We start from the raw sequence: 24,387 nt of genomic DNA on the forward strand, positions 1-24,387 counted from the left end.
AAAAACTATGAATAATAACGCAATAATAAGTAATAACGCACATCAGGATAATTTTTTTGGGGAGTTGCAGCACACCCGTTTTCAATATTTTGATACACTTCCCAATACGGATAAAGCACTTCCGGGTTGGATCATTGATTATAGAAACGAGTTGCATCAGTGGAACGGAACCCAGTGGATTAATTTGGCTCAAAATTATGTACATCCTGATTATCCACTTACTAATAATCCGTTTCAGACAGATCAGACAAGCGGACTTCTATTGTTAAGTCAGCTTCTGACCAATAGTTCAGGGCATGTTATTAAAGTAGCAGGAAGGAATCTTACCAATGCAGATATAGTCTCTATTTTCCTGAATGATGCAACACAATCCGGTACCTATACCTGGTCATCCAATAAGATTAAAACTTATATTGAAAACCTTGTAGGGCAAAGCCTTACAGGTGCATTGATCTATCAGCCGGGCGGTTATATTCCTACCGGAACTAAAGGTTCAATGACAGCTCCTACGCCAGTTACATCAGCTGGCATCAAAACAGGGATGGTGTGGGTGATTACATCCAATGGATGGGTAGGTAACGAGCCGGTTTCTGCCGGTGATCATCTTATTGCCAATACCGATAATGCTTCCAACATACCTAAAAATTATCAGATTATAGAAAAAGGAATTCCTGACATTGTAGATGCTACAGAAGCAGTAAAAGGAATTATTCAATTGGCTACAAATGATGAAGCCATTGCGGGAGTTGATACCACTAAAGCAATGACACCAAGCTCTACAAAAGCTGCTTTGGATGCAAAAATTAGATCCAAAACATTAGAAATTGGAGATGGTCTCTCTACAAGTTTTACCATTACTCACGATTGGAACACCCAGAATATTGATTATATCTGCTATCGTATTGCTGATAACAGAAAAATAAATGTAAGCTGTATGCCTGTAGCTAAAGATAAAGTACAGATAGATGTTTTAGCACCGCTTACCCTGAATGAATATAGAATTACCTTAACCGCAAGACTTGACTAATGGCATCACTAATAGCGCCCGAATATTTTAATAATCATATCGCTGTAGAAGGTGAGATTATTGTAAAGACAGTTTCAAATGATAAGGGCTTTGTTTTGGTATGGAACCCCATAACAAAAAAAATATCGCAAAGAACAAATTCAGAGATTATTGCAGATCTGAATTTGGTAACAGGTTCCAACGAAAATTTTTTCAGCAATAATAATATCTTTTCCCGTTCAATCGGAAGTGTAGCAACCACGTTAGATGCCGAATTGCCAAATGGAGGTTTCGTTTCATCTTATAATACCAGTGGCTGGGGTGGAGCAGACAGACCAGATGGCGCTTCTTATGGAGGATATATCAAATTTAAAGGGTATTGGCAGGATACCAACAACTTAGACTTATATTATAATAACGGACATGACGGAACTGATCCAAGGCTTTGGTTCAGAACTAAAGAAGGCATCAATGGGGTAAGAGAATGGTCAGAACTATTACATACTGGAAACATTGATTCTGTTAATCTAATCACTAATGATCAAAATCCAACAGATTTATATGCTAAAGAAAATAAATTTGGTTGGATAAATGGAGCTGTAACCGGAGCCGGAGGGATCAATTCATGGGTAGGTAATTATCTGTCTGTAGGTGGAAATAACCAGGCACATAAATCTCAGTTGCTTATCTCCAAATCTCAGTTGTTATTTAGAGGTAATCATGGAAATGATGATTCTTCTTTTAATGAAGTCTATCATACCGGTAATTTTAATCCTGCTAGCTACTCACAAACTAATCACAGCCATCAGTCTTTACAAAGTCCTGAGGTTGGCACCGTAGATGCAGATTCATTATTTGAAGAAAATAAATTAAAATTCAGCCAAAAAATAGATAATGACTCTACTCATATGTTTTCGATGACGGATAATGCAAATTCTATTGTAAGTATTGCATCGCATCCTGGAGGGTATGGAGTTCAGCTTGGGTTTAATGGTAATGAGGGTTCTTTTGTAAGAAATGTTTCAGGAGGAAAATTCAGAGACTGGAAACAATTTGCATACAGAGATTGGGTTACCGCTCAGATTTATGATCAATCACAAAACTTTATCCCTTATAACGGAGCAACAAAGGATGTTAATCTTGGGACAAAAGATTTGGAATTTGAGAACGGAGGATCTATTGGTAAGCTCCAGAACGAGGTGAAAATATTTAATAAAGTATATCAAGGCTACTATGGAGATGGAGGACATACCGGTATTTTAGCTATCAAAATGCCACAAGCTTCGTCAGAACAAGCGATGTTTAATATTGATATTAATATTTATGGATATGAAAGTCAATACTTAGGAAAGGTAAATGTAGCTTTTTATAAATATGTATCAGGAACTATAATAACTAATGGCTCAAGAGCTATATGGGAAGTAACAGATAATTTTCCTACAACTACAGCAAGGGTTGGAATAGGAAGTGATGGATATGTGAGTATCCTATTAGGAGAAGCAGATACACTCTGGAAAGGATATCTTTCATTTGAAGTAGCGAAAGTAGAAACTAAATATGGATACTATAATTTAGATTGGAATATAGGGTGGTCTCATGCAATAGAATCGAACTTTGATCAATATAATACCAATATCATTGTTTTACCTTCTGATGTAGTGGCTACAAGAAGCTGGTTGCAAGATAACTATATTCCAAGACCAGTACAGTTTAGAGATAATATTAATGATCTTGGAGGTTTTTCCACCTCAGGAATCTATAGGTCAGACAAAAGCTCAGGAGGAGCTTCTTATCTATATAGTCCTTTATTACATATGGGAGCTCAGGATACTACAGCACAAATACAGGTAAAATATAATGACCGTACTGCTACTGCTGCAGAATTGGCTTATAGAAGTGGGCATAATGGAGCTTGGGCTGATTGGAGAATAGCTTGGGATAGTGCCAATTTCAAACCTGGAGAGTACCAGACAAGAAATACAGATGAAATTATATCTGCAGCCAAATCCTATTATAACAGAATACCTTTTAAATTCAAAAACGGTGCTTATAAATCCTGGGCAATTCAAAAGCCTACCAACAACGGATTAGTATTTGTACCATCTGTTACAAAGAATGCAGAAGACTGGGATTTTAATAACAGTGTACAATTCACAGATGCTGGTCAGGTTTCATCAAAAGGATTTAATAAAATCGGTTCTAGTGACAGCTATCTTTTAACCGGAGGTGGTGGTCATAGATTGGCTTCGGATTTTGTGTCATCTTCCGCGCTAGGAAATTATGTTGATTTAGATACTGAGCAGACTATTGGTGCTAAAAAGTATTTCTCGCAAGGACTGACTGTAAATACAAACTATGGTGGTTTGCCAGTAATAGGACAAAAGGATAATATACCATCTAAAGTTTCGTCAATTGATGAAACTTACGGAATGGGTATGGGAGTATTAAGTTCAGGAAAAGGTTATATACAACAGCAAAGATTTGATGGTACTCCTCATGCTTACGATTTGCTTTTACAGCCAAGTGGAGGTAATGTAGTTATTGGTCATAATCAAATGGATTATCACAGTGAAAAATTACAGACAGTTGGTAGAATTGTATCCACAGGTAATGAGATGAACTCTGTTAAAACTTATGTCTCTGTTCAGAATGTTGATGAAATAGTGGCAGGTCATACTCTTAATTGGTACAACACTTCCTGGAAAGTAGGTAATATGAGAGGTGGAACAGACGATTCAAGAGGATACAATTTTGAATTTTCTACTGATGGAGGAGCAACATATAAAGAAAAGGTAAGAATACATACAGATAGTAATATTACCACACAAAATTATGGTAATGCTCAACAATGGAATCAGGCATATCAATGGGGGAATCATGCTAATGGTGGTTATGTTAATATTGATAAGCAGCAAGATATTACTGGTCTTAAGATTATTAAAGATAGAGCAAGAAATACAGGTGCAGGTTGGGGAAATACAAGTATATCAACTGATTATTCTTTCCTGGTAGAAACTAAAAGTGGTTCAAACCCTGATAATCAATATACAGGATCTATTGGGTTTTTCTCTAATAGTGGAGCGCAGGCTGGTATATATGTAAGAAGTAATGATGAGAATGGTACATCTATGGCTTTTGCAACTACCAGTTTGTTTTCAGCAGGTCCTCAGATTGCTATGACGATTAACAATTATGGTGCTGTTGACCATGTAAGATCAAGACCAACATTTCAAGGGAATGTAATTTGGGATGCCGGTAATCTTACCCCAGCTATGATCGGTAATTGGAACAATAAGTTTAAAGACTTAAAGTTTGTTGATGATTTAAATGAAGTGTCCGAATCCGGAATTTACAGGCAGGAGGCACCATCTTCAAAATTTAATTATACCACTACCTTAAACTTAAATTCATCTGATGGAAGGCAACAGCTAACCATTGAAAGAGGGGGGAATGGTATGAAATTCAGAGGGAGCAATTTCAATGCCGGACAAGATTGGGGAGATTGGAGAACTGTTTGGAGTGATTTAGATTTTACCCAAAACAATATCAACCAATGGAATAATGCCCTATCGTTAAACAAAGAATTTAGTCAATATACAGGGAGCGGATTAGCTGTTGTAGATTATTATAATGGATTATTAGTCTCTGGTTTGTATAATGTAAATGACGGATTTTCTTTAGCTGGTATAGAAGGCGAATACTATAAGTATTCAAGTACTTATGAAAAATGGGAAGGTATTAATTTCCATAGAGTAAGTCATAATATTGGTATAGGGATAAAAGCTGATGATGCTCATAAACTGAATGTTTTAGGTTCTGTAAATGTTTTAGGCTCAGTGAAAGCTGAATCAAACTTTAAATCAGCAAATGAAGACCCTAATACTTTATTTATTCCGAATGGAGAATTAGCTACTCTTGAAGATGAGATTACCCATGAAAAGAATAGAATGAGGCTGTCTCATAGAATGATTAGGCAAGAACAATACGTTTATGATTATGAGTCTGATAGTAGAATGTTGGTCATTAGATGTGATAATCCAAATCAACTTTTTGTATTAAAAGAATGTTTTGAGGGTCAACGAATACTGGTATTAAATACACATTATAAAGAACAACAATCATTTAGAATAGAAAGTGCAAAGTTCGAATATAGAATACCTCCATATAGTGCTATCCAATTATTTGCTTGGGATGGAAAGACTGTTTATAAATATGCAGAAAATCCAATGCATATATAAACAGAAGAATATATATTCAAAGCTGTGAAATATAAAATTTATGGATTTTTTTAATACATAAATAGTTCACATTTTTTACTTTCGAAAGCTTAGAAAGCATCATTGACTACAATGATGCTTTCTTTTATTCTGTATTCTTTTCTAAAAATAAACTTCCTTCCGAATGAATAATTTCTCTGTTTTTTATTTCTGGATCCGGGAAATACGACTATTTGTTCTCAAATTTTAATTGTTTTTTAGACTTTTTGAAAATTTATTTTTTTGTGAGACAATTAATTGGCTTTAAAATTTATAAAATAGCTTGAAAAGTTTGGCAGAAATTAAAAATCGCTCTATATTTGCACCACTGAAAACAACGATACAATCGGAGTTTAAGGAGAGTTGGCAGAGTGGTCGATTGCGGCAGTCTTGAAAACTGTTGACTGTAACAGGTCCGGGGGTTCGAATCCCTCACTCTCCGCAACATGCGAAAACAAAAGTTTTCAAAAAGCATCAAAAAATATTTAAATCCTGCAAAATCAACGATTTGCAGGATTTTTTTTGTTTATGGCAACTGTCATAATTTTCAAAAAAACTCATAAAGTTTGTGGCAGATTCGTGGCAATATTCAAAAATCCGAAAAATTGCCACAGAATAACACGTAACTATTTGAAAGTAAACGCGTAGAAAATCTAAACATCTTGATTCAAAGCACTTTTAGTTTGACATTTATAACCCTTAAAATGTTGAATTATGTTAGAACAAAGTTATGGGCTCACCTTCTTCCTAAAGAGCTCAAAAGTAAAGGACAAGTCGATCCGCCATGTTTATCTACGGATTACGGTAGATGGCATACCAAAAGAAACCTCCACAAAGAGAAAATGGGAGGTAAACAGATGGGACCAAAAGGAAGGTAAAGCGACAGGAACAAAAGAAGATGCCAAATCCCTGAATTTCTTTCTGGAATCACTGACCACCAAGATCAATAACCACAAGACAGAATTATTAAATAATGGCATCCCTATTTCTGCTGTGGACCTAATCAATTTTGTAAACGGAAAATACAGACACCGCAATAAGGTGCTTGAAGAGTTTCAGGAGCATAACGATGAAATAGAGGCACTGATCCCTACAAAAGAATACTCCAAAGGTACCCATAACCGCTATGTTACCGCTCGTTCGCATGTACAGGAGTTTATCCAATATAAATATGGCAAGGATGATCTTGAATTCAGTGCCCTGAACTTTGAGTTCGTAAAGGATTATGATATGTATCTTAAAACCGTTCGAAAATGCTCCAATAATACTTCCCTGAAGTATATCAGCAATCTCAAAAAAATCGTTTTGAGAGCAGTTGCCAAGGAGATCATTTCCAAAGATCCTTTCAAGCTTTTTGTCAGCAAGAAAACCAAGATAAAAAAGAAACCCCTTACAAAATCCGAACTTAAAAGAATTGAAGATAAGGCTTTTAGTTCCGAACGCCTTAGTGTGATCCGTGACGTTTTTGTCTTTCAGTGCTACACCGGGCTCTCTTATATTGACGCATACCAGCTGAAATGGAGTGACATCAAAGAAGCTGATGATGGTAGTCTCTGGATCATGTCAAACAGACAGAAATCAAAATCGGACACGGACATCCCCCTTTTGCCTAAAGCACTCGAAATTATGGATAAATATAAACATCATCCTTTGTGCATAAAGAGAGGAACGGTTCTTCCCGTCCGTTCAAATCAGAAAATGAACGAGTACCTGAAAGAGATTGCAGATCTCTGCGAAGTAAATACAAAACTTAATACCCATAAGGCAAGACGGACTTTCGCCAGTACCATCACCCTTAACAATGGGGTGCCGATCCATATCGTCAAAGAAATGCTTGGGCATCATTCCGTATCACAGACAGAGGAATATGCGATTACAGAGCAACAATCCATCGGAAGGGAAATGAAGGAGCTTGAAGCAAAACTCACGACTAAGAATGACGCTTTTAATGCTGGTCTGCTGCAATTTTTGGAAAGGTTGGAAAAAGAATTTGATGTTTTAAAGAATTCCAAAGCTGATGCAAATTACAATAATAGGTTTGCTGCCTTTGAAGATATGCTTGACCGTGCAAAAGCAATGATCTTATAACAAAATAAGCCTTAATATATACATATTGAGGCTTATTTTCATAAGTTATTCTTTTTGCCTGCGTAATATCTCGACTGTACTACGATAACCCGGATGGTAGGAAGGTGTATATCTGATATACCCCAATTCCTGTAACTGCTTTAAATATTTATGATAACAGGTCAATGTCCTTATGTGGGAAAGTGTCATCAATCTGCTACGGCTTACCCTTATCGTCCATTTCTCATTCTGTTTGCAGGCAAGTCTGGCGATAGCGACCAATAATGAAATATGCGTCGGACCGAGCTGTGGGTCTCCTACAATAAAATCGAGGAAATCGAACCACCTTTGGGGATCATTCGTTTTCATCGCTAAACAGTTTTTGAAGGTCTTCTTTGTTGTAATAATACGAACCTAATAATTTCTTAAATCTAATTTTCCCGGTAATCCTCAGGTTTTGCAGTGTAGCAGCAGAGATATTAAGTTTTTTCCGTATTGTTTTGCTCCGCATCCATCCAAACTCTTCCCTTTCCTTTTCAGCTTCACCATTAATTTTCAAGTCGATCAACCTTTCAAGTTCTGTTATTAGCTGGTTTTTTAATACCTCGAGGTCATTTTTTGTCAATGTCTCCATATCTAAGATTTTTGATTCACTTCAAAAATCTTGTTTTAGGTGATATGCTGTTGGTCTGTGGCTTTTAGTGGCTTTCTTTTTCCTATAAAGTCTAAATACAGCCTTTTCCATATAATGTAAGTGCTTTATACTAAAACACCTTTAAAACCTAACACTTTTATTACCCCAATGTCAAAATGGCTATTATTTTATTAAAAAAAATAGCTATTCGCCCCAGTATTATTGGATTTATAAAATTAAAAGACTTTTTGACAGAAATCAGTAGTTGGGCTCCTTTTTGATAATCATTAAGAATAACCATAAAACTTAAATTAAAAAATGGCAAAAATTTGTTTTGTGATCATGGGGTATGGAAAGAAAAGTGACCCAGCGCTTGGTAAGACTTTCGACCTTGATAAAACCTATCTCAATATTATTAAACCAGCTGTAATAGCCGCTGGTTATGAATGCGTTAGAGGTGATGAAGTTCAAGATTCCGGCTTGATAGATAGAAGTATGTATGGATTGCTTATTTACGCTGATTTAGTAATTGCAGATATAACAACCTTCAATCCCAATGCAATTTATGAACTAGGCATTAGACATGCAGCAAAGCCATTTTCAACTATTGTTATGAAGGAAAAAGATGGTAATATTCCTTTTGATATAAATCACAATAGAACTTTTACCTACTCTCACATGGGTGAAGATATTTCAGCAACTGAAGCTTCCCGATGCCAACAGGATCTTACCAGTTTAATATTAAATGTAGAAAGGTCACGAGAAGTTGATAGCCCTTTATTCCAGCATATACAATCTGTACAACCTTATATATTACCAGAGGAAGAATATGCACAACTTATAAGAGAACTTGCTGAAAAAGAGAAACTTATTTTTGCATTAGTTGAGCAGGCAAAGCGATCTATGACTGAAAATGATTTTGGAGAAGCAGTAAAATACTGGAAAAAAGCCAGCGAGAAAATTGAAAATGACTCTTATTTTGTTCAACAATTAGCTTTATGTACTTATAAAAGCAAACAACCTTCTGAAAAGATTGCTTTGCAAGATGCCTTAACAATAATTTCCACATTGGAACCAGATGGTAGAACTACTAATGATCCTGAAACACTTGGTATAACAGGGGCGATATATAAACGTTTATGGCTGCTGGATAATAACGAGATGGTATACCTAGATCGTGCAATAAAATATTATGATAAAGGGTTTGCAATAAACTCAGATTACTATACCGGAGAAAATTATGCAACTTGTCTAGATCTTAGAGGTCAGTTCATAGATGACCACGATGAAAAAACATATTGTCGAATGCAGGCAAAGAAAACACGTGAGAAGATTCTTGAAATTATTGAAGATTTAAAGGAAGATGAAGATTTCTTAATCAGAAGTGATCTTAAGTGGATCTACGCAACTTTAGCAAACTGTCACTTGGCATTAGAAAATCAAGAAAAATATGCGGAAAATGAGAAAAATTTCTTTAGATGCTCCCCAGCTACATGGGAAATTGAAACGTATAATAGCTCCAAACATCATATTTTAAATTTAAAATAATTACATGGCAAAAGATTACAAAATTTTTATCAGTCATTCGTGGGCTCATCACGACGACTTATTAGCCTTACGAAATTTATTGAATTCAAGAGGCTACTTTAACGTTGAATTTACAGAAGCATCCAAAGATGTTCCCATAAATTCACCCAATGCTTCCTATATAAAAGCACGGTTAAGAGCAAAAATTCAAAGTTCAGATATAGTTCTTGCTTTAGCCGGTATTTACGCTTCTCATAGCGAATGGATGCCCTGGGAACTTGATACAGCAAAGCTTTATGGAATCAAGATTATCGGTATAATTCCACGAGGTCAGGAGCGTATTTCACTGGAGGTACTTTCACGCTCAGTTGTAGATGTTAGATGGAATACTGAGAGCATCGTTGATGCTATTAGAAAATACGCAAATTAATTTTTTATGGCACACAAATGTTTTATTTCATTTAAAACTGAGGATATGCCTTATAAAAGATATATCCATGACAGACTCAAAATAGATATGATTGATAAATCATTGCATGACCCGATAGATTCTGATAATGAAGATTATATTATGAGAAGGATCCGGGAAGATTATTTATCAGATTCGACAGTGACAATCTTTCTTATTGGCGAGAAATCTGCCGAAAATCTTGTTGGTGAAAACCAAAATTTTCTAAAAAGAGAATTGCAGGCCTCACTTTATCATGGGGAGGGCAATACAAAAAATGGAATTTTAGGCATTGTGCTTCCTGATATGTATGAAAAAATATATACAGGGAGTGGCATATGTAAGACTTGTGGAAATTCCCATACTTATGTCAATATCAATCATAATACAGTAATTTCAGAATTTGCTTATAATTATTATATCCCTAACGATAAATGTGCTTGGAGTGAGGAGGATAAATATTGTGTTCTGGTTAAGTGGGATGACTTTTGTTCAGCACCTGATACTTATATTGATAAAGCCTTTGAGAAAAGAACCCATCCAATATCAACTAAAACTAAAGTAAGACCATCATGACAGATAAAAATTATCCGAATTATTTTATTGCAGGAGATTCTGCTTCCAAAAAAGCACAAGCGTGGTATATTAGGTTAGTAGGAATAGATTTACTCTTAATGATTGCTTCGGCCCTTATTTCTATTTATAATTATGAAACCGCAGAATCCAAAGAAGTGATTTACATCATTTCGGGCGTGTTTTTATTGGGAGCATTATTTATTTCAATACTTCTTAGAGTACGAAAATTTGAAGATTATTGGTATACTGGTAGGGCTCTTGCAGAATCTTGTAAAACCTTAAGCTGGCGATTTATGATGTTGTCAGAAGACTTTGAAAGTACTATACCGAACAACGAAGCAGAGAAGAGATTTAAAGATAAGATAAATCTAGTCAAGGATCAATTCCCTGATCTAAATAAGGTCATGAATACTAGCTACATAAATCTTCCTTTTATTTCTGATGAAATGAAAAGGATTCGTGCTCTGCCTCTAACGGACAGGAAAACATATTATTTAAGGCATAGAGTCCAAGATCAGATTAATTGGTATTCTTCTAAAGCGGAAAGTAACAAGGATAAGTATGAATTATGGTTTTCCATCGTTATTGGCCTTCAACTTCTTGCTCTTGTGTCAATATACTTTTTAGTAACCTCTCCGATGTCTAATTTTAATTTTGTAGGACTTTTTTCAACTGTCGCGGCGAGTGGCTTCAGTTGGCTACAGGTTAAAAAATATCAAGAAAATAAAGAGGCCTATACGATGGCAAATTCTGAATTAAATCAAATAAAAGCAGAAGCCGACCTGATTAATACAGAGGAAGAATTTTCAAAATATGTCCTTGATTCAGAAAATGCGATGTCAAGAGAGCATACGATGTGGTTAGCTCAGAAAAGAATAAAAAAAAAATAAAAGAATGCTAAAAAAGGGATTTAATAAAGCTGAATTTGTAGAAAAGTTAGAGTGGATTCTTGATTCTCATATTAATAATTTAAAAAATAGACCCTGTGTCTTTTTAAGCCATAAACGAGAAGATAAAGATGCCTGTAAAGAAATTGCTAATTATTTAGCGGATGCCGGAATAGACTATTATTTAGATATTGAAGATCAGGATTTACAATATGCGTCATCAATTAGTGATCCCATTAAAATCACTGAAAGTATAAAAAAAGGGATTAGGGAAAGCACACATATGATGGTTGTTGTTTCTGAAAAAACAGCACAATCTCAATGGGTTCCATTTGAAATTGGATATGGCCATGCAGCAATTTTGGATCAGAACAAATTAAGAGAGGAGAATAACAAAATTAAACTTTCGGTTTTAACATTAAAGGATATTGCTAACAAAAGATTACCTGATTATCTAATGATAGGATATTTAATCAAGGGCACTAAATCTTTAAATGAGTATGTAGCTAAGATATCTGATAAGCTTGAAAAATCAATGATCAATGAAAGTCTTATTTTATCACATAATAATATGCGACATCCTTTAGACAATGTTCTAAATTGGCAGTTGTAATATTTGCAGAAATAACTATATCAATATCGAATTCTTACAAGCATATTTAAATAAAAAAAATAACTGTACTAATTATCCATTAACATAGTACAGGTGTCCTTAAATAAAACAATTACATTTATAACATTGATATTTAAGATGGTAAACTTTAATCCAACAAATCGATTTTCTAAATCATATCCTCCAAATTCTGTGCATAATTATTTAGCACATCCTTCCGGCACTGGTGGGGTGGTACAGATAGCTCTTTTTAATAGCCATCGCTTTGCATTCTATTTTTGGAACCTCTGGAAAAAAGAATTATTAAAGGATAGGTCCAGTTTTAACATTGATCTTGTTACGTACGACTGGCATCAGGATTTAGTATATCCTTCGGATGGCGGAAAAGAAGAGCTGAAGAAGTTGGACTTAGATAATAATTTTGAAGTCTCTTTTTTTAGTTCCTATAAGCTAAACACATTGAATGACTCTCATATCATGTCGGCAGTCTACCTAGATATAATTAATGACGTTTGGGTTCTTTGTAGACAGGGTACATTTGAAAGTGATTGGGAAGATGAATATCTTGAAGATTTTAAAGGTAAAAGACATACGATAAGAAAGTTTAAAACTGAAGATGCACTTAGACAAGCTTTATTCCTGTCAGAAATACAAAATGTGTTCTTTGATATTGATCTGGATTATTTCACCCTCAATAATAATATTGAACCTACAGAAAAGTTCAGGTACATAAAAGATTCTGAAATTAACAATCTCATTGCTCCTGAAAATGTACTTATTAGTTGGATTTTTCGAAGGTTGTCTGGTATTACAATTGCCCTAGAGCCTGAATTTACGGGTGGAATATCAAAATCACTAAAATACTTGTCTCTTATTGAAAAAAACTGGTTTGAAAAAGCTCTTGGTAGCTATCATGTCAGATGGAGGCATTTAAAAGAAGCAGAGTAAGAATAATCGTATATTTTTTGTCGGTTCTTTTTATAAAGTAATTTAATGCACGACTAAATCCAATGATAGGGTTTATCCGTACGATTCAAGTAGCAATGGTGGTGTAGGCCTTAATCTTTTCGAAGCCGATTACGTATACCTTATTAATCCCTGGTTGAATCCTGCGATTGAAAATCAAGCTATCGACGATCGACCGATGTTACCGGATTGGTCAGACAAAGAATGTGGTTGCTGTATAATTGATATGCAAAAATACTGTTGAGGAAAAAATTATGGCTATGCAAAAGAACAAACTTGCACAAGATCTGATAACTACTGATGCTACATTTTATAATACTTTATCTAAAAATGATCTATTGTAAACTTTGTAGATGAACAGCAGTTAAATCTACTAAAAGCAAAATCCCCGGACAAGGCCGGAGATAAAAAACACAAATGATGAAAAAAAATTATTTCGAACTACTAATTAAGGGATTTTTTCCTTTTGTTAATGTTAATGAATTCATAAAATTCTTAATTCCAAAAGTATAACCAAAATAAAACACTCAGATCTTGGGGAACTCATGATAAAATAGTATTCCAATCATTTTAGAAGATTTCCTGTTTAGCCATGTTTATATTATAATCAACGCTAAAAAGAAAACTTCCATATCAGGTACAATTAGATTTATAATACACTCATCACAGCTACTCCAACTATCGAAAGACATTCAACGATAACGATCAGGGTTTTCAGAGGCTTCTTTGGCCCCAATTTTAAACACAACTTAAATAGTGCCCGAATAACATGATACAATAAAAAGGAGATCAGTCTGGCCATCAGAACAAATACTATCATCATGGTCAAAATTGCTATTCCTCCTAAAATTACAATTGCGTCCTTCCAGGCAATTCCAATCGGAAGTTCAGCAACAAGAAGTTCTGTTCCCAGTATTTTGTCCATATTATTGTGCAAACCATAGATTGTTAGTGCACTGGCAAATGCAATCACAGCTCCCACCTTCAACATGTCAATTCTATTGTAGTGGCCAGATATTATAACCAGTATTATCATGGTGAACACCAAAGCTTTTTGGTCGCTTAGTAGATTATGAATAGAATTTTCTCCAAAAATAGCGACACTGATGTAGTGAAGTATTGCAATAAGTATAAATAAAAAGAAAATCCACTTGGTTGATCGTTGTCTCGTCTCCGAATACGGCGCCTCCACAATAGCCGTGAACTGCGATTTTACCCTAAAATGAAACTGTTCCAGTTTTACAAGAATCTGTTCATTACTTACTGAACTTTCCGCTTTCTGTATCAATAGAATAATAACCGCACATAGTGCGATAATAATAGTAACCATTTTTTTAAGTATTTTAATATGTTAATAAATTGTTTCTGACTTTTTATACAGTACGTGCTAACAGTCTCAAAAATAACCTCAGTAACATTGTAGAGTATAGACGACATAAAAAAGCTGCAAAAATATAAAATTACTTTACAAGCAAAAAGTACTGATTCCATTCCCTATAATCCAGTATTAAAGAAACAGGATTTTCCTCACTATTCCTTATGATCACATTTGCATAAATTAAAAACGTTTATAAGCTTATTTCGCAGAAAAACCATGTCAATCACCTCGCTTTCTTCTATTTAAACACGAAAAACAAACTTGCACATTATTTATGGCGCTTGGTAATAAATCTTGCTTCATAATTGTCCGCTGTTTTTACCTAATGCTTTTATTGTTAAATGCTTTTATTGTAGCAAAAGCAAAAGGCAGGTAAACTTATTTTCTTTATTCTGGTAGATGATAGAAATAGAACCCTTAATACAAGAATATACTTGTTATTATTTTATCAGCAGCCACTTAAATGCTTCCATTAGGCAACCTGATGCCAAATAGAGCCATTAAACGTCGATAAGAGGACAGAGAAAATAGAACGTGGTATTTTCTAAAAATTTATACCACGAAATGAACTGTAAGCAATTTAACTCTATTCCGCTGGAAGAAGTCCTTCGGGCTCTCGGACACCTTCCAACGAAACAAACGCAAAAAGAAGCTTGGTATCTCAACCCTTTCGGAGCTGAGTCCCAAGCCTCTTTCAAAGTTGACAGGGGACTCAACCTCTGGTACCTCTTCTCAGAAGCTGTTGGTGGCACCAATACCGATTTTGTGCAGAAATATCTGGGTACATCTGTAAAGGATGCTCTGGACTGGGCATCCACTCAAAATTTTTCTTCTTTTCACCAGCAAGCTGAACGGGTTAGGAAAATACCTGCCGAATATAGGATAGATAAGGTACTCGACCTAACGCATCCCAATCTCTTGCAGTATCTTTGAGAAAGGGGATTGTCGTCCAGGATATATCCGTTTATAAAGGAAATCTGGTTCACAATAAAGGATAAACCCTACTACGCCATTGGATTTGAAAACCGATCCGGTGGATGGGAGCTTCGCAATCCATACTACAAAGGTGCTTTGCTCAATAAAGACATTTCAATAATTCATATCGGTACAGCAGTCCAGAATGCTGGAAATCAAGAGTTACATCCTGAAAGAGTTCTGCCATTACATCCTGATGGAAGGCTTGATAACAAGGTAGTTGTTCTGGAAGGTTTCTTGGATGCGCTCTCCTTTCTGGAACTGAAGGGCAGTTATCAGGGAGACCTGCTTGTCCTCAACTCAACAAGTTTGCTTAAAAAGGCAATTGACATCCTGAAAGGATATACTGAAATAAACCTTTTTTTGGATAATGATAAAGCTGGCAAGAAATCAAACAATACAATTCTTAACGTTTACCCCCATGCAAAGGACTTTTCACATATCTATTCAGATTATAAGGACCTGAACCAGTACCTCATGAAAAAAAGACAACGACAGGCTCTACCTAAACCAAAAACAGAGGGTATTGCTCAACAGAAAAATGATAGTGCAGAAAAACGGGCTCCGTGCAAGGATGTAAAAAACAAAGCAACGAAGGGATTGCGCAGAAGAATGTAGGGCTGTGCTTTTTACTAAGCTTCCCGCAGAAGTTAGGAGCTCATTCGCAACTTTGAAGGTCGGTACCCTCCCAACAAAGTTTCTGCTTCGCCCTGCCGGGGGCTAAAAAGGCAGTCCTTTTGATGGACTGCCCAGCGGTTCTTAATCATAGTTCGTCTACTTATGATTCAAAGCAGAGCTCTATCAGGGCTAAATATAAAGTTTTGTTATGACTGGTCAAAAAGATATCGTATGAAAACTTCCATTAATTTTAAAGCTGTAAAAGCTGATTCTGAGATCCATAATTTCCGAAAAAAGACTTTTGATTATATCCGTAAAGAACTTACGGCGAAAAATGAATACTGGCAGGAGGAAAAGATTTCGGATAGGATACTTAAAATTGAAACCTATTGTAAACAGAAGTCCGGCAGAAAACTACAGAGCAATGCCATGCCTGTCCGTGAAGCTGTGGTAGTCATCAAGGAAGATACCACCATGAAAGACCTGCACGATCTCAGCAGAAAACTTGAACAGGAACTTGGAATAAGGGTATTCCAGATTGCTATCCATAAAGATGAAGGTCATTGGGATAAAGAAACCAAAGAATGGAAGCCGAATCTACATGCCCATCTTGTTGCCGACTGGCAGGATCTAAAAACCGGAAAGACCCTAAAACATCAGTCCTTTCACTATTCCAAAATGCAGGATCTGGCGGCAGAATGCCTTGGCATGGAACGTGGTACAGCCGGATCAGTAGGCAGGCTTGAAGCTGTAGAGTTTAAGATCCAGAAAAAGGAAGAGGAATTAAAAGCGTTGGAACTCAAAATACAGGGGATGACAGCTAAATTAGGTTCAGGTCAGTTCAATAATCTTATTATCAAAGAACCCAATTTCTTCGGTGTTCAACAGATCAATCTGGACAAGACGACCAAGAACTATGGGAATGCTTTCAGATTGTATAATGCTGAGCTTTTAAAAAACAGCAATGAACTTGACGTAAAAAATAAGCAGATCACAGGGCTACAGTCCCAATCAGAGGAACTCAAAACAGAAATTTCAGATCTGAAAAGCAAAAACGCCATTCTGCTGACCGATCCCAATGTTTTTGCTTTGGAAAAGAAAAAATATCTGGATTCAGTGATTGATGTACTGGAAAAATCCATCCGTTATGAACGACAGAAAAATCCGGATTATGACAGATCTGATAATAAAAGTCTGATTGACGAAATGAATAAGATATGCAGGAAGTTATCATCCGATAATCACATTCCATTTTCTGCCTTTGAGCAGATCTTTACGATTGTTGAAGTGGCAGCGGAACTTTTCTCCCTGTTGGGTGCAGGTGGTATAAATTATGATGAACCTGATGAAATTACAGTACCAAAGAAGAAAAAAAAGAAAAGAATATATGGAAGACAATAAATCGGCAACCGCTTCCTTTATCAGCAATTTATATCATCTGACCAGATATATATTTATCAATAAGCAGTAAAGAAATACTTTTGAATCTTTATTTTTGAATATACTTATTTTTGAATTAAAACATGACCTATCTGGGTAAGATCAATTGAAAAACGTGTCCCATAGGACAGTCTCATAGGCTGTCCTTTTTTGTTACATTCGATATTGTATTTCTTTGCGATAGCGCCCGAACACATTAATCTTTAGTTTTTTATTTCCTTATTTGGTTACTTAATTTTATTTTTAAGTACGAACAGACCAAAAATTACGCTATATAGTAAATTCCCCTTCGTTACCATGCTCTCGCTCGATGGTCTGCACTTTTTACTAAAATAGATAAATTATGAACATCCACATTCTTTCATTACTCAACGACATGGCAGAACAGACCATGTACAATTTTTCCAGACTACCATTTGTAAAATCGGCAATATACGCAGATAACCTGCAACTGTTGTCTGTGCAGATCAAGCGTCTTGCCGAGTTCTATGTAACCTTCTTTCAGACCCTTGAATTTCTTCCTTTTGATATGACATTTTATAAACGGAGTCTTTTAGGTACTTATGAATATTATGATGAGATCAAACACTCAGATCCAATGATAAAAGAAGTACTGAATAGTTACCCTCACAAAGAACTATTGGAAATGAAATCTATTGCTCCGATCCACATCCGGTATACTGATGAAAATAATCTTTATTTAGTCTCTGGACTAAGCTGGATAGAAAACAGAAAAAAAGTCCAGTTACAACTGAATGAATTTTTCCTACCAAAAGACTTGATAATTACTCCTCCTCAGCACCTTTCATATCTTATAGATGTACTACAAGATTATGATCCGGCTGAATATCCTAAAATTCAAGATATGACAGTTGCTAGAGGACTGTATTATAATCAGTTTATAAGGGACTGTAAGAGTTTTTTCGGAGACACCTTTTATGCTTTTTTTACCAAACTAAAAATGATTGAAGCTGTAAATGATATTATTTTTACCCGGATGCCTCTTAAGGAAATTGCCTTTCGTAATAAATTCACCAATTATGCAAAGATGTATAAAACATTTGTAAGATATGGGGTGAACATCGCTGAAATACCAAGATTACTATATTCGTAAGCCTTAATTAAATTATTGATGCAAATATGAAACTTATAGGAATACTTTTTTTAAAAACGGAATATTTTTGTTAAAATAGGTATTATATTCCCTTCTAACTTTGTCATAATCAATAATGAAGATTATGATGGGGACAATAAAAAAATATTATATAAAAGTCATCAGCATCCTCCTGGCTATACTGTTTCTGTATGCTGCTATGAGTAAAGCTTTGGATTTTGAAAATTTTCAGATCCAGCTGGCACAGTCCCCTTTATTGTCCGCTTATGCTGAAATCATTTCTTATTCAATCATAATTATTGAAATAATAGTAGCGATTTGCCTATTCATACCATACACAAACAGATTGGGGCTTTATGCTTCTCTGGGCTTAATGTCTGCTTTTACAGTTTACATTTATCTGATCCTCAATTACAGTGATTTTATACCATGTTCCTGTGGGGGTATATTAGAAAAACTTGGATGGACTGAACATCTGCTATTCAATTTATTTTTTGTCATACTGACAATCACAGCGATTTTAATTAATGATTTTCATGTTATCGGTTGGAGACGGCCGGCACTATATTGTGGAATTGCTACTACCGCAAGCTGCCTGGCCGTCTCTGTTCTTTTCCTGCGTTCAGAGCATACGATCAAAAAGGAGAACAATTTTACACGTAGATTTTTACTCAACCCTATTGCTGAAGAAAAGAAATTCAATATGGGTTCAGATTCCTATTATTTTGCAGGAATAGATAATAGCAGAATTTACTTAGGAAGTTCCACGGCACCACTTTGGCTGACAAGTCTGGATCTGCAATTAAAAGACACTGTTTCGTTCCGCCTTTATCTGGATAGATCAGATTATCCGTTCAGAAATCTACAGACTCTCGTCAAAAATGGGTTCTATTACCTTTTTGATGGCAGTGTTCCCATAATCTATCGGGGAACTATTGGGAATAGGCAAGCCAGAACAATAAGCACAGGTGATGCATATTTTACCCAAATGATTGTTCTTGACACCATTGACTTCGCTTTGAGAAGCCAGAGCCGTAAGAATAAACAGTATATCTTAGCTAGACTCAAACTTGACAGTACGCCTAAGGTTAGCATCTATGAAAACATACTCCAAAAACAGGTCGATGGAGTTTTCGATTCTGATGGAAGACTTCTATCTGATGATACTAAGAATAAGCTGATCTATATCTATGGTTATAGAAATCAGATCATAAAAATGGACAATAATCTAAAGGTATTGGACAGTTTACGGACAATAGATACAGTATCAAGGGTAAAAATTTCAGTAGTACAGCTATCTGATGGACGACACAAAATGAATACACCTCCTTTTCGGGTAAACAAGTCCGTTGCAATGGATCATGGATATCTATACAATGAATCCAATCTAAAAGGCAAACATGAATCTTCCGCAGCATGGAGAAATTCTGCAATTATTGATATTTATAATATTGAAAAAAAAGAATATGTTGGCAGTTTTTATATCCGGAAGAATACAGAAGAAAAGATTGTGGGAATGATCGCAAATGGAAAATTCCTATATGTGTTGATCGGTCACGAATTACGCAGGCTTAGGTTCAGGGATGCATTATTAAACTGAAATATACAAGGATGCAGCGTGTTCCAGGAATGTGCTGTTGAACAGAATATAAAAGGAATTGCCCAAAACCTTGAAAAGAGTAGGCATTAACCAAGAATTATCGAAATGAAAAAGTTATTGATTCCAGCATTCATTATAGTAATGGGAGCTGGTGGTGCTTTTGCAAATAAGATGATGAACAGCAGTGGTAAAGCTATTGTAAACGGTTACCATATTAATGCGGCGGGACAATGTGTCACCGACAATCAAAAATGTAATACCGTTGGAAGTATACCATGTACCTGGTCAGGAGATACTGATGTGGTTCTAAGACAGGAACCAACTCCGGAGAATCCTACCATGTGTGGACAGGAGCTGTTCGAACCTTAACATGATGGAAGGGAGTGTCCGAAATACGAACACTCCCTTCTTTTATTAAGTAAATAATAATTATTTATTATACAGATTCTCTCGGTAAAGACATCCATCAGATGTTTACAATACTTCCTTTATCTGCTTATCAATCCAATCCACATCCGTTTTGGATTTTAGAAAGTAATCCCACCATTCCAGATTTCTTCGGGTCAGATCTTTAATTTCTTCCGTTTTAAAACTCATTCCGTGACCTTGGCTTGGGTAAAACAGTGCAATGACCGATTTACGGGTCCTTCTAAGCCCGATATAGAATTCCATTACCTGATCCCATGCTATATTCTCATCTTTTTTTCCTGCCCACAACAGAATGGGTGCATTTACCTTTTCTACATTTAAAATTGGACTGTTGGATAGGTATAAATTCTTATTTTCAGAAAATGGTATCTTCATTTCATACTGTCCGTTTTCAAACTGCCAATAGAATGGACTGTTAAAATTATAATTGTATGAAAAATAAGACCTGATAAGATCGCTGTTCCCAGATCCTGAAATATATGTAGCAAAACGGTCTGAATGCGTGGCGATAAAATTAGTTTCATAGCCACCATGTGAGTGACCGATCAATCCTATTTTTTTATGTTCAATATTTGGATGGTTAGATATGGCATCCAGTGCCGTATTAACGCAATCCAGTGCTGCAATTCCTGTTCCTCTACTATCATAGGTGATATCTGGCAAAAAAACAAAATACCCCCGCTTTAACAATGTCCGTACATTAAAACCGTAATACTCATATTCCGGCATCAGGTATCTGTTTACAGCATTGCTCTGGATCTGATAGAGATGGACAATCATCGGGTATTTTTTATCTGACCTAAAACTCACAGGATAGTATAAAACCCCACGGAGTTTATTACCCATACTGTTTGTGTAATCCACTATCTCTTTTTTGATTTCTGTTTCCATCTTGGAAATAGGCTCATAAATCAATTCTTTATCGCCTGTATCGGAATATTTAAAGATTGATGGTGACATGGTCGTATTTTCTTCCAATACATAGATCGCTTTTCTACTACGTGCATCAGCAAGCTTTACATCCAGCTTATTTTTCGTAAGTACATATTGTTTTTCTTTCTTTGGGCTTAGCCATTCGATAAGTTTGGTGGTACCGTTCAGTGTATCTATGATCTCACATAATAACGGCTTCTCGGCATCAACTGTACGTACATAAAAATTCTTGTTTTCCCCGGTCATTCGCTCCCTATAATTTAAGACCCTTACCTTTTTATCACTGGAAATATCAAGCGGTTGAACTGTACTTTTGCTGATATCATACTTTATGATGTCATCTGAACCTTCAAAGAGTATAGATTTTCCATCAGACGTGAAAACTGGCTTATGAAGACCTTCTTTATTGTTTATAAGTTTCTTTCGATCGGAATTTAAGTTGAACAAACTCCAGCTTTTTCCATCTTCACTGCCAATAAAATAGCCATTTTTGGTTGGTGAAAAATAGATGTCAGGACTCCCAAATTCCATTCCCTTAAAGTCTCCGATAAATCTATAGGTTTTCAAAAGCATATCGTACAGATAAATTTTGTATTGTGGTAGCCAGTGTACATAATTGTGTCCTGAAGTCGGATGATATGCAAATAGATATCGTTCACTTCCTATTGCGCTAAATTCAGGAAACTTATCTGTTGGTATCTCTTCTAGCAGGTTCTTAACAGACCGCCAGATCCAATACCTTCTGTTGATTTTTCTATTTCTGTTTTTTAGGTCACTTTCATTTCCATACCAGACATCTACGATGTTATTGTTGAACCTTGGTTCTACTGAAACTGATTCAATTAAATATGTTCCTGCTTCGGACATTTCTGTGATCTTGTAGCGGTTATCCTTAAAAGCTGGAAGTTCAAGATCTTTCAAATAGCCAAGATTACAATCATAAACATGAACCTGCTTCTTTCCAAAGATAAAAAGGTATTTTCCCGATAGTGGCAATATTAGATCCTGAATTTCATCTGTTGCTGAAAGTATCTTTTTTGGTCGGTTCCCAGATAGATCGAGCACTTCAAAATTTTCAGACTCTTTTTTGCAGGCAAATAACTTTTTACTTTGATCTGTTGCGTATGGACTCCCAATATCGGTATCGGAATAGATCGGATCACCATTTCTACTGTATAACGTCATCCTTGAATTATTGTCCAGAAGTGCATAACGTTCCGATTCCTGTAGGCTGAATGCCATATTTATATTATCATAAACGATTTTCTTCTTTGATTTTAAATTTAAAAAAGTGAATCTGTTCATTCTGTCCTTTCCCATAATACCATTATCGTTCAGAAAAGTAGGTTGTGCAAATACCGTGAATTTCTGGACTTCTTCTTTTGGATGATGGGTATCAATAACGATTACCGTATCATTGTTTGTGGCGCTGTAATATGTTCTCTTTGCCGCAAGCCATCGCTGATCCGATGAAATAGTCAGGTTTTTAAGTCTGGAAAATTTCGAGTACCATGCATCCAGTGTGTCATGCTGCTGTCCTTGCATCCAACCGGAATGGATAACAAAACATAAGATGATTAGAATTATCTGTTTCATAATAAATCAGTATCCGTTGTTCTGTGGTTTGAGATTGGCATTGATAAGTATTTCCTTTTGGGGGATCGGCCATCGGGTATGGTAGTTTTTCCAGTTAGGTTTTATAGAAATCAGGGTTCCCAATCTATCCATACGTTTTAGATCAATAAACCGATGACCCATTTCCGTAAAAAATTCACGTCTGTTTTCCAGTAGTATTTCATTCAGCAAGGTTTCTTTAGCTATTGGCTGCTGTAAAGAAGTAAGCCCTGCCCTTTGTCTTGTTGCATTTACATAGGGCAGCGCCTCATTTAATCTACCCTGTTGTACGTAACATTCGGACAAAAGCAGGTACACTTCTTCCATCCGCAATACGATCGAAAACTCGCTATCATTTCCAGGCTGTCTATTTTTGTATTTGGCCGACCTGTACCATGTGTTCCCATTGAATGTGGAGGTCGCCATCCAGTTGTTTTTTCTAAGGTCCGCACTGGGAAACGCCTGTATCAGGTCATTGGAGAGCGCATAGAGGGTTGGTGCAACATTTCCAAAATAATAAAGCATAGCTTCTTTTGTAGCTGAACTGTTCTGTGGTTTGAGCTGCCATATAATATGTTTGCCTGATTTGATAAATACTTTGGTAAGATCTTGCTCAAACATGTACATCGGATCATCAGCAACTCCTTTCAGAAGCATTTCGGCTTCAGAATAACGTTGTTGAACCATGTAGATTTTTGCCAAAATAAATTCACCTGCTTTTCGGTTCAGGAAAATCCGTTCTGCACTTCGGTACTCATTGGGTAATAATTGAACAGCTATGCTGATATCTGCCACTAATTTTCCTAAAACCTGACCCGATTCCGTTTTTCCCAGCACCTGATTAACCTGATAATCTGTCGTTATTGGATAAGGGATATCCCCAAAAACCTGTTGTAGATAAAATAAAACAATACTACGTGCCAAAAGAGCTTCACCCCTGATCCTGTTTCTTTCGGTGACTGGCAGGGAATATGATTTCTCACAGCCTGAAATAATCGCATTTGCAATGTATATTACCTGAAATGCTTCCGACCAATAGGATGCAACTGTCGTATTAGTATCTATCTGGGTATTTGTATAAAGGTCAAACGAGGAGTTTGTAACCGGATTGGCATAATAATCCATATCGTCTGTATAGATCCCCAAAAGCGCACCCGATTCATCTCCAGCTAGTGGGGCGTTGTCACGCATTTTTGCATATAATCCCGCCAAGGCTGCATTTGCTGTCTGCACATCTTCAAATATCGCATCTGAAGACAGCTCATTTGTCGGTACATCCACTTCCAGCATTTTTTCGCAGGAGATC

The 24,387-nt window shown here is 35.9% G+C and carries 19 protein-coding genes and 1 tRNA gene; 16 read left to right on the forward strand and 4 right to left on the reverse strand.

Annotated features, from left to right (window positions below):
- Nucleotides 1–7 precede the first annotated feature (7 nt).
- The 4 genes from BBI01_RS07375 (at nt 8) to BBI01_RS07390 (ending at nt 7,350) form a co-directional block, all read left to right on the forward strand.
- Nucleotides 8–1,027 (forward strand): hypothetical protein, encoded by a 1,020-nt coding sequence (locus tag BBI01_RS07375; protein WP_065394026.1) that lies wholly within the window; start codon nt 8–10, stop codon nt 1,025–1,027.
- Nucleotides 1,027–5,244, forward strand: a complete 4,218-nt coding sequence (locus BBI01_RS07380; protein WP_065394027.1) for a hypothetical protein — start codon at nt 1,027–1,029, stop codon at nt 5,242–5,244. The genes BBI01_RS07375 and BBI01_RS07380 overlap by 1 nt, the downstream gene beginning before the upstream one ends.
- Before the next feature lie 375 nt (nt 5,245–5,619).
- Nucleotides 5,620–5,704, forward strand: a tRNA-Ser gene (locus tag BBI01_RS07385).
- Between the two features lie 272 nt (nt 5,705–5,976).
- Nucleotides 5,977–7,350, forward strand: coding sequence for a site-specific integrase (locus BBI01_RS07390; RefSeq protein ID WP_083190031.1), 1,374 nt, complete (start codon nt 5,977–5,979; stop codon nt 7,348–7,350).
- A 334-nt stretch (nt 7,351–7,684) separates the two neighbouring features.
- On the opposite strand, the gene BBI01_RS07395 is transcribed toward BBI01_RS07390, so the two are convergent.
- Nucleotides 7,685–7,963 (reverse strand): helix-turn-helix domain-containing protein, encoded by a 279-nt coding sequence (locus tag BBI01_RS07395; RefSeq protein WP_065394028.1) that lies wholly within the window; start codon nt 7,961–7,963, stop codon nt 7,685–7,687.
- A gap of 318 nt (nt 7,964–8,281) precedes the next feature.
- On the opposite strand from BBI01_RS07395, the gene BBI01_RS07400 reads away from it, so the two are divergent.
- The 6 genes from BBI01_RS07400 (at nt 8,282) to BBI01_RS07425 (ending at nt 12,962) form a co-directional block, all read left to right on the forward strand.
- Nucleotides 8,282–9,511: a TRAFs-binding domain-containing protein gene (locus BBI01_RS07400; protein ID WP_065394029.1), complete on the forward strand. Its 1,230-nt coding sequence runs from the start codon at nt 8,282–8,284 to the stop codon at nt 9,509–9,511.
- A 4-nt stretch (nt 9,512–9,515) separates the two neighbouring features.
- On the forward strand, nt 9,516–9,920 hold the full coding sequence (locus BBI01_RS07405) for a TIR domain-containing protein (RefSeq protein WP_065394030.1): 405 nt from the start codon (nt 9,516–9,518) through the stop codon (nt 9,918–9,920).
- A gap of 6 nt (nt 9,921–9,926) precedes the next feature.
- Nucleotides 9,927–10,514, forward strand: a complete 588-nt coding sequence (locus BBI01_RS07410; RefSeq protein ID WP_065394031.1) for a TIR domain-containing protein — start codon at nt 9,927–9,929, stop codon at nt 10,512–10,514.
- Complete coding sequence (locus tag BBI01_RS07415; protein ID WP_065394032.1) at nt 10,511–11,404, forward strand: DUF4231 domain-containing protein; 894 nt, start codon at nt 10,511–10,513, stop codon at nt 11,402–11,404. Before BBI01_RS07410 ends, BBI01_RS07415 begins: the two co-directional genes overlap by 4 nt.
- Nucleotides 11,405–11,408: 4 nt before the next feature.
- Nucleotides 11,409–12,014, forward strand: coding sequence for a toll/interleukin-1 receptor domain-containing protein (locus BBI01_RS07420; RefSeq protein ID WP_065394033.1), 606 nt, complete (start codon nt 11,409–11,411; stop codon nt 12,012–12,014).
- A gap of 93 nt (nt 12,015–12,107) precedes the next feature.
- Nucleotides 12,108–12,962, forward strand: coding sequence for a hypothetical protein (locus tag BBI01_RS07425; RefSeq protein WP_123862103.1), 855 nt, complete (start codon nt 12,108–12,110; stop codon nt 12,960–12,962).
- 667 nt (nt 12,963–13,629) lie between these two features.
- On the opposite strand, the gene BBI01_RS07430 is transcribed toward BBI01_RS07425, so the two are convergent.
- On the reverse strand, nt 13,630–14,310 hold the full coding sequence (locus BBI01_RS07430) for a hypothetical protein (RefSeq protein WP_065394035.1): 681 nt from the start codon (nt 14,308–14,310) through the stop codon (nt 13,630–13,632).
- A gap of 612 nt (nt 14,311–14,922) precedes the next feature.
- Here BBI01_RS07430 and BBI01_RS07435 point away from each other — a divergent pair.
- The 6 genes from BBI01_RS07435 to BBI01_RS07460 all read left to right on the forward strand — a co-directional run bounded on the left by BBI01_RS07435 (nt 14,923) and on the right by BBI01_RS07460 (nt 20,474).
- On the forward strand, nt 14,923–15,291 hold the full coding sequence (locus tag BBI01_RS07435; RefSeq protein ID WP_065394036.1) for a hypothetical protein: 369 nt from the start codon (nt 14,923–14,925) through the stop codon (nt 15,289–15,291).
- A gap of 9 nt (nt 15,292–15,300) precedes the next feature.
- Entirely contained in the window at nt 15,301–15,951 is a 651-nt protein-coding gene (locus BBI01_RS07440) for a toprim domain-containing protein (protein WP_065394037.1), read from the forward strand.
- Nucleotides 15,952–16,182: 231 nt separating this feature from the next.
- Entirely contained in the window at nt 16,183–17,352 is a 1,170-nt protein-coding gene (locus BBI01_RS07445; protein ID WP_065394038.1) for a plasmid recombination protein, read from the forward strand.
- A 382-nt stretch (nt 17,353–17,734) separates the two neighbouring features.
- Nucleotides 17,735–18,505: a helix-turn-helix domain-containing protein gene (locus tag BBI01_RS07450; protein ID WP_065394039.1), complete on the forward strand. Its 771-nt coding sequence runs from the start codon at nt 17,735–17,737 to the stop codon at nt 18,503–18,505.
- Nucleotides 18,506–18,629: 124 nt separating this feature from the next.
- On the forward strand, nt 18,630–20,105 hold the full coding sequence (locus BBI01_RS07455) for a MauE/DoxX family redox-associated membrane protein (protein ID WP_228393948.1): 1,476 nt from the start codon (nt 18,630–18,632) through the stop codon (nt 20,103–20,105).
- 105 nt (nt 20,106–20,210) lie between these two features.
- Nucleotides 20,211–20,474 (forward strand): DUF6520 family protein, encoded by a 264-nt coding sequence (locus tag BBI01_RS07460; protein WP_065394040.1) that lies wholly within the window; start codon nt 20,211–20,213, stop codon nt 20,472–20,474.
- A 105-nt stretch (nt 20,475–20,579) separates the two neighbouring features.
- On the opposite strand, the gene BBI01_RS07465 is transcribed toward BBI01_RS07460, so the two are convergent.
- Both BBI01_RS07465 and BBI01_RS07470 read right to left on the reverse strand, forming a co-directional pair.
- The gene (locus BBI01_RS07465; protein ID WP_083190034.1) at nt 20,580–23,063 is read right to left on the reverse strand and encodes a S9 family peptidase; all 2,484 of its coding nucleotides are present in this window, start codon (nt 23,061–23,063) and stop codon (nt 20,580–20,582) included.
- A 6-nt stretch (nt 23,064–23,069) separates the two neighbouring features.
- On the reverse strand, nt 23,070–24,371 hold the full coding sequence (locus BBI01_RS07470) for a RagB/SusD family nutrient uptake outer membrane protein (protein WP_228393956.1): 1,302 nt from the start codon (nt 24,369–24,371) through the stop codon (nt 23,070–23,072).
- Nucleotides 24,372–24,387: the final 16 nt, after the last annotated feature.

This window comes from Chryseobacterium artocarpi (genome assembly GCF_001684975.1).
GTDB classification, from domain to species: Bacteria; Bacteroidota; Bacteroidia; order Flavobacteriales; family Weeksellaceae; genus Chryseobacterium; species Chryseobacterium artocarpi.

Coding starts and splice junctions, on each gene's coding strand:
- BBI01_RS07470 (WP_228393956.1), bottom strand. CDS start 24,371: ATGCTGGAAGTGGATGTACCGACAAATGAGCTGTCTTCAGATGCGATA.
- BBI01_RS07450 (WP_065394039.1), top strand. CDS start 17,735: ATGAACATCCACATTCTTTCATTACTCAACGACATGGCAGAACAGACC.
- BBI01_RS07400 (WP_065394029.1), top strand. CDS start 8,282: ATGGCAAAAATTTGTTTTGTGATCATGGGGTATGGAAAGAAAAGTGAC.
- BBI01_RS07395 (WP_065394028.1), bottom strand. CDS start 7,963: ATGGAGACATTGACAAAAAATGACCTCGAGGTATTAAAAAACCAGCTA.
- BBI01_RS07375 (WP_065394026.1), top strand. CDS start 8: ATGAATAATAACGCAATAATAAGTAATAACGCACATCAGGATAATTTT.
- BBI01_RS07430 (WP_065394035.1), bottom strand. CDS start 14,310: ATGGTTACTATTATTATCGCACTATGTGCGGTTATTATTCTATTGATA.
- BBI01_RS07455 (WP_228393948.1), top strand. CDS start 18,630: ATGATGGGGACAATAAAAAAATATTATATAAAAGTCATCAGCATCCTC.
- BBI01_RS07460 (WP_065394040.1), top strand. CDS start 20,211: ATGAAAAAGTTATTGATTCCAGCATTCATTATAGTAATGGGAGCTGGT.
- BBI01_RS07435 (WP_065394036.1), top strand. CDS start 14,923: ATGAACTGTAAGCAATTTAACTCTATTCCGCTGGAAGAAGTCCTTCGG.
- BBI01_RS07445 (WP_065394038.1), top strand. CDS start 16,183: ATGAAAACTTCCATTAATTTTAAAGCTGTAAAAGCTGATTCTGAGATC.
- BBI01_RS07410 (WP_065394031.1), top strand. CDS start 9,927: ATGGCACACAAATGTTTTATTTCATTTAAAACTGAGGATATGCCTTAT.
- BBI01_RS07415 (WP_065394032.1), top strand. CDS start 10,511: ATGACAGATAAAAATTATCCGAATTATTTTATTGCAGGAGATTCTGCT.
- BBI01_RS07465 (WP_083190034.1), bottom strand. CDS start 23,063: ATGAAACAGATAATTCTAATCATCTTATGTTTTGTTATCCATTCCGGT.
- BBI01_RS07405 (WP_065394030.1), top strand. CDS start 9,516: ATGGCAAAAGATTACAAAATTTTTATCAGTCATTCGTGGGCTCATCAC.
- BBI01_RS07390 (WP_083190031.1), top strand. CDS start 5,977: ATGTTAGAACAAAGTTATGGGCTCACCTTCTTCCTAAAGAGCTCAAAA.
- BBI01_RS07380 (WP_065394027.1), top strand. CDS start 1,027: ATGGCATCACTAATAGCGCCCGAATATTTTAATAATCATATCGCTGTA.
- BBI01_RS07420 (WP_065394033.1), top strand. CDS start 11,409: ATGCTAAAAAAGGGATTTAATAAAGCTGAATTTGTAGAAAAGTTAGAG.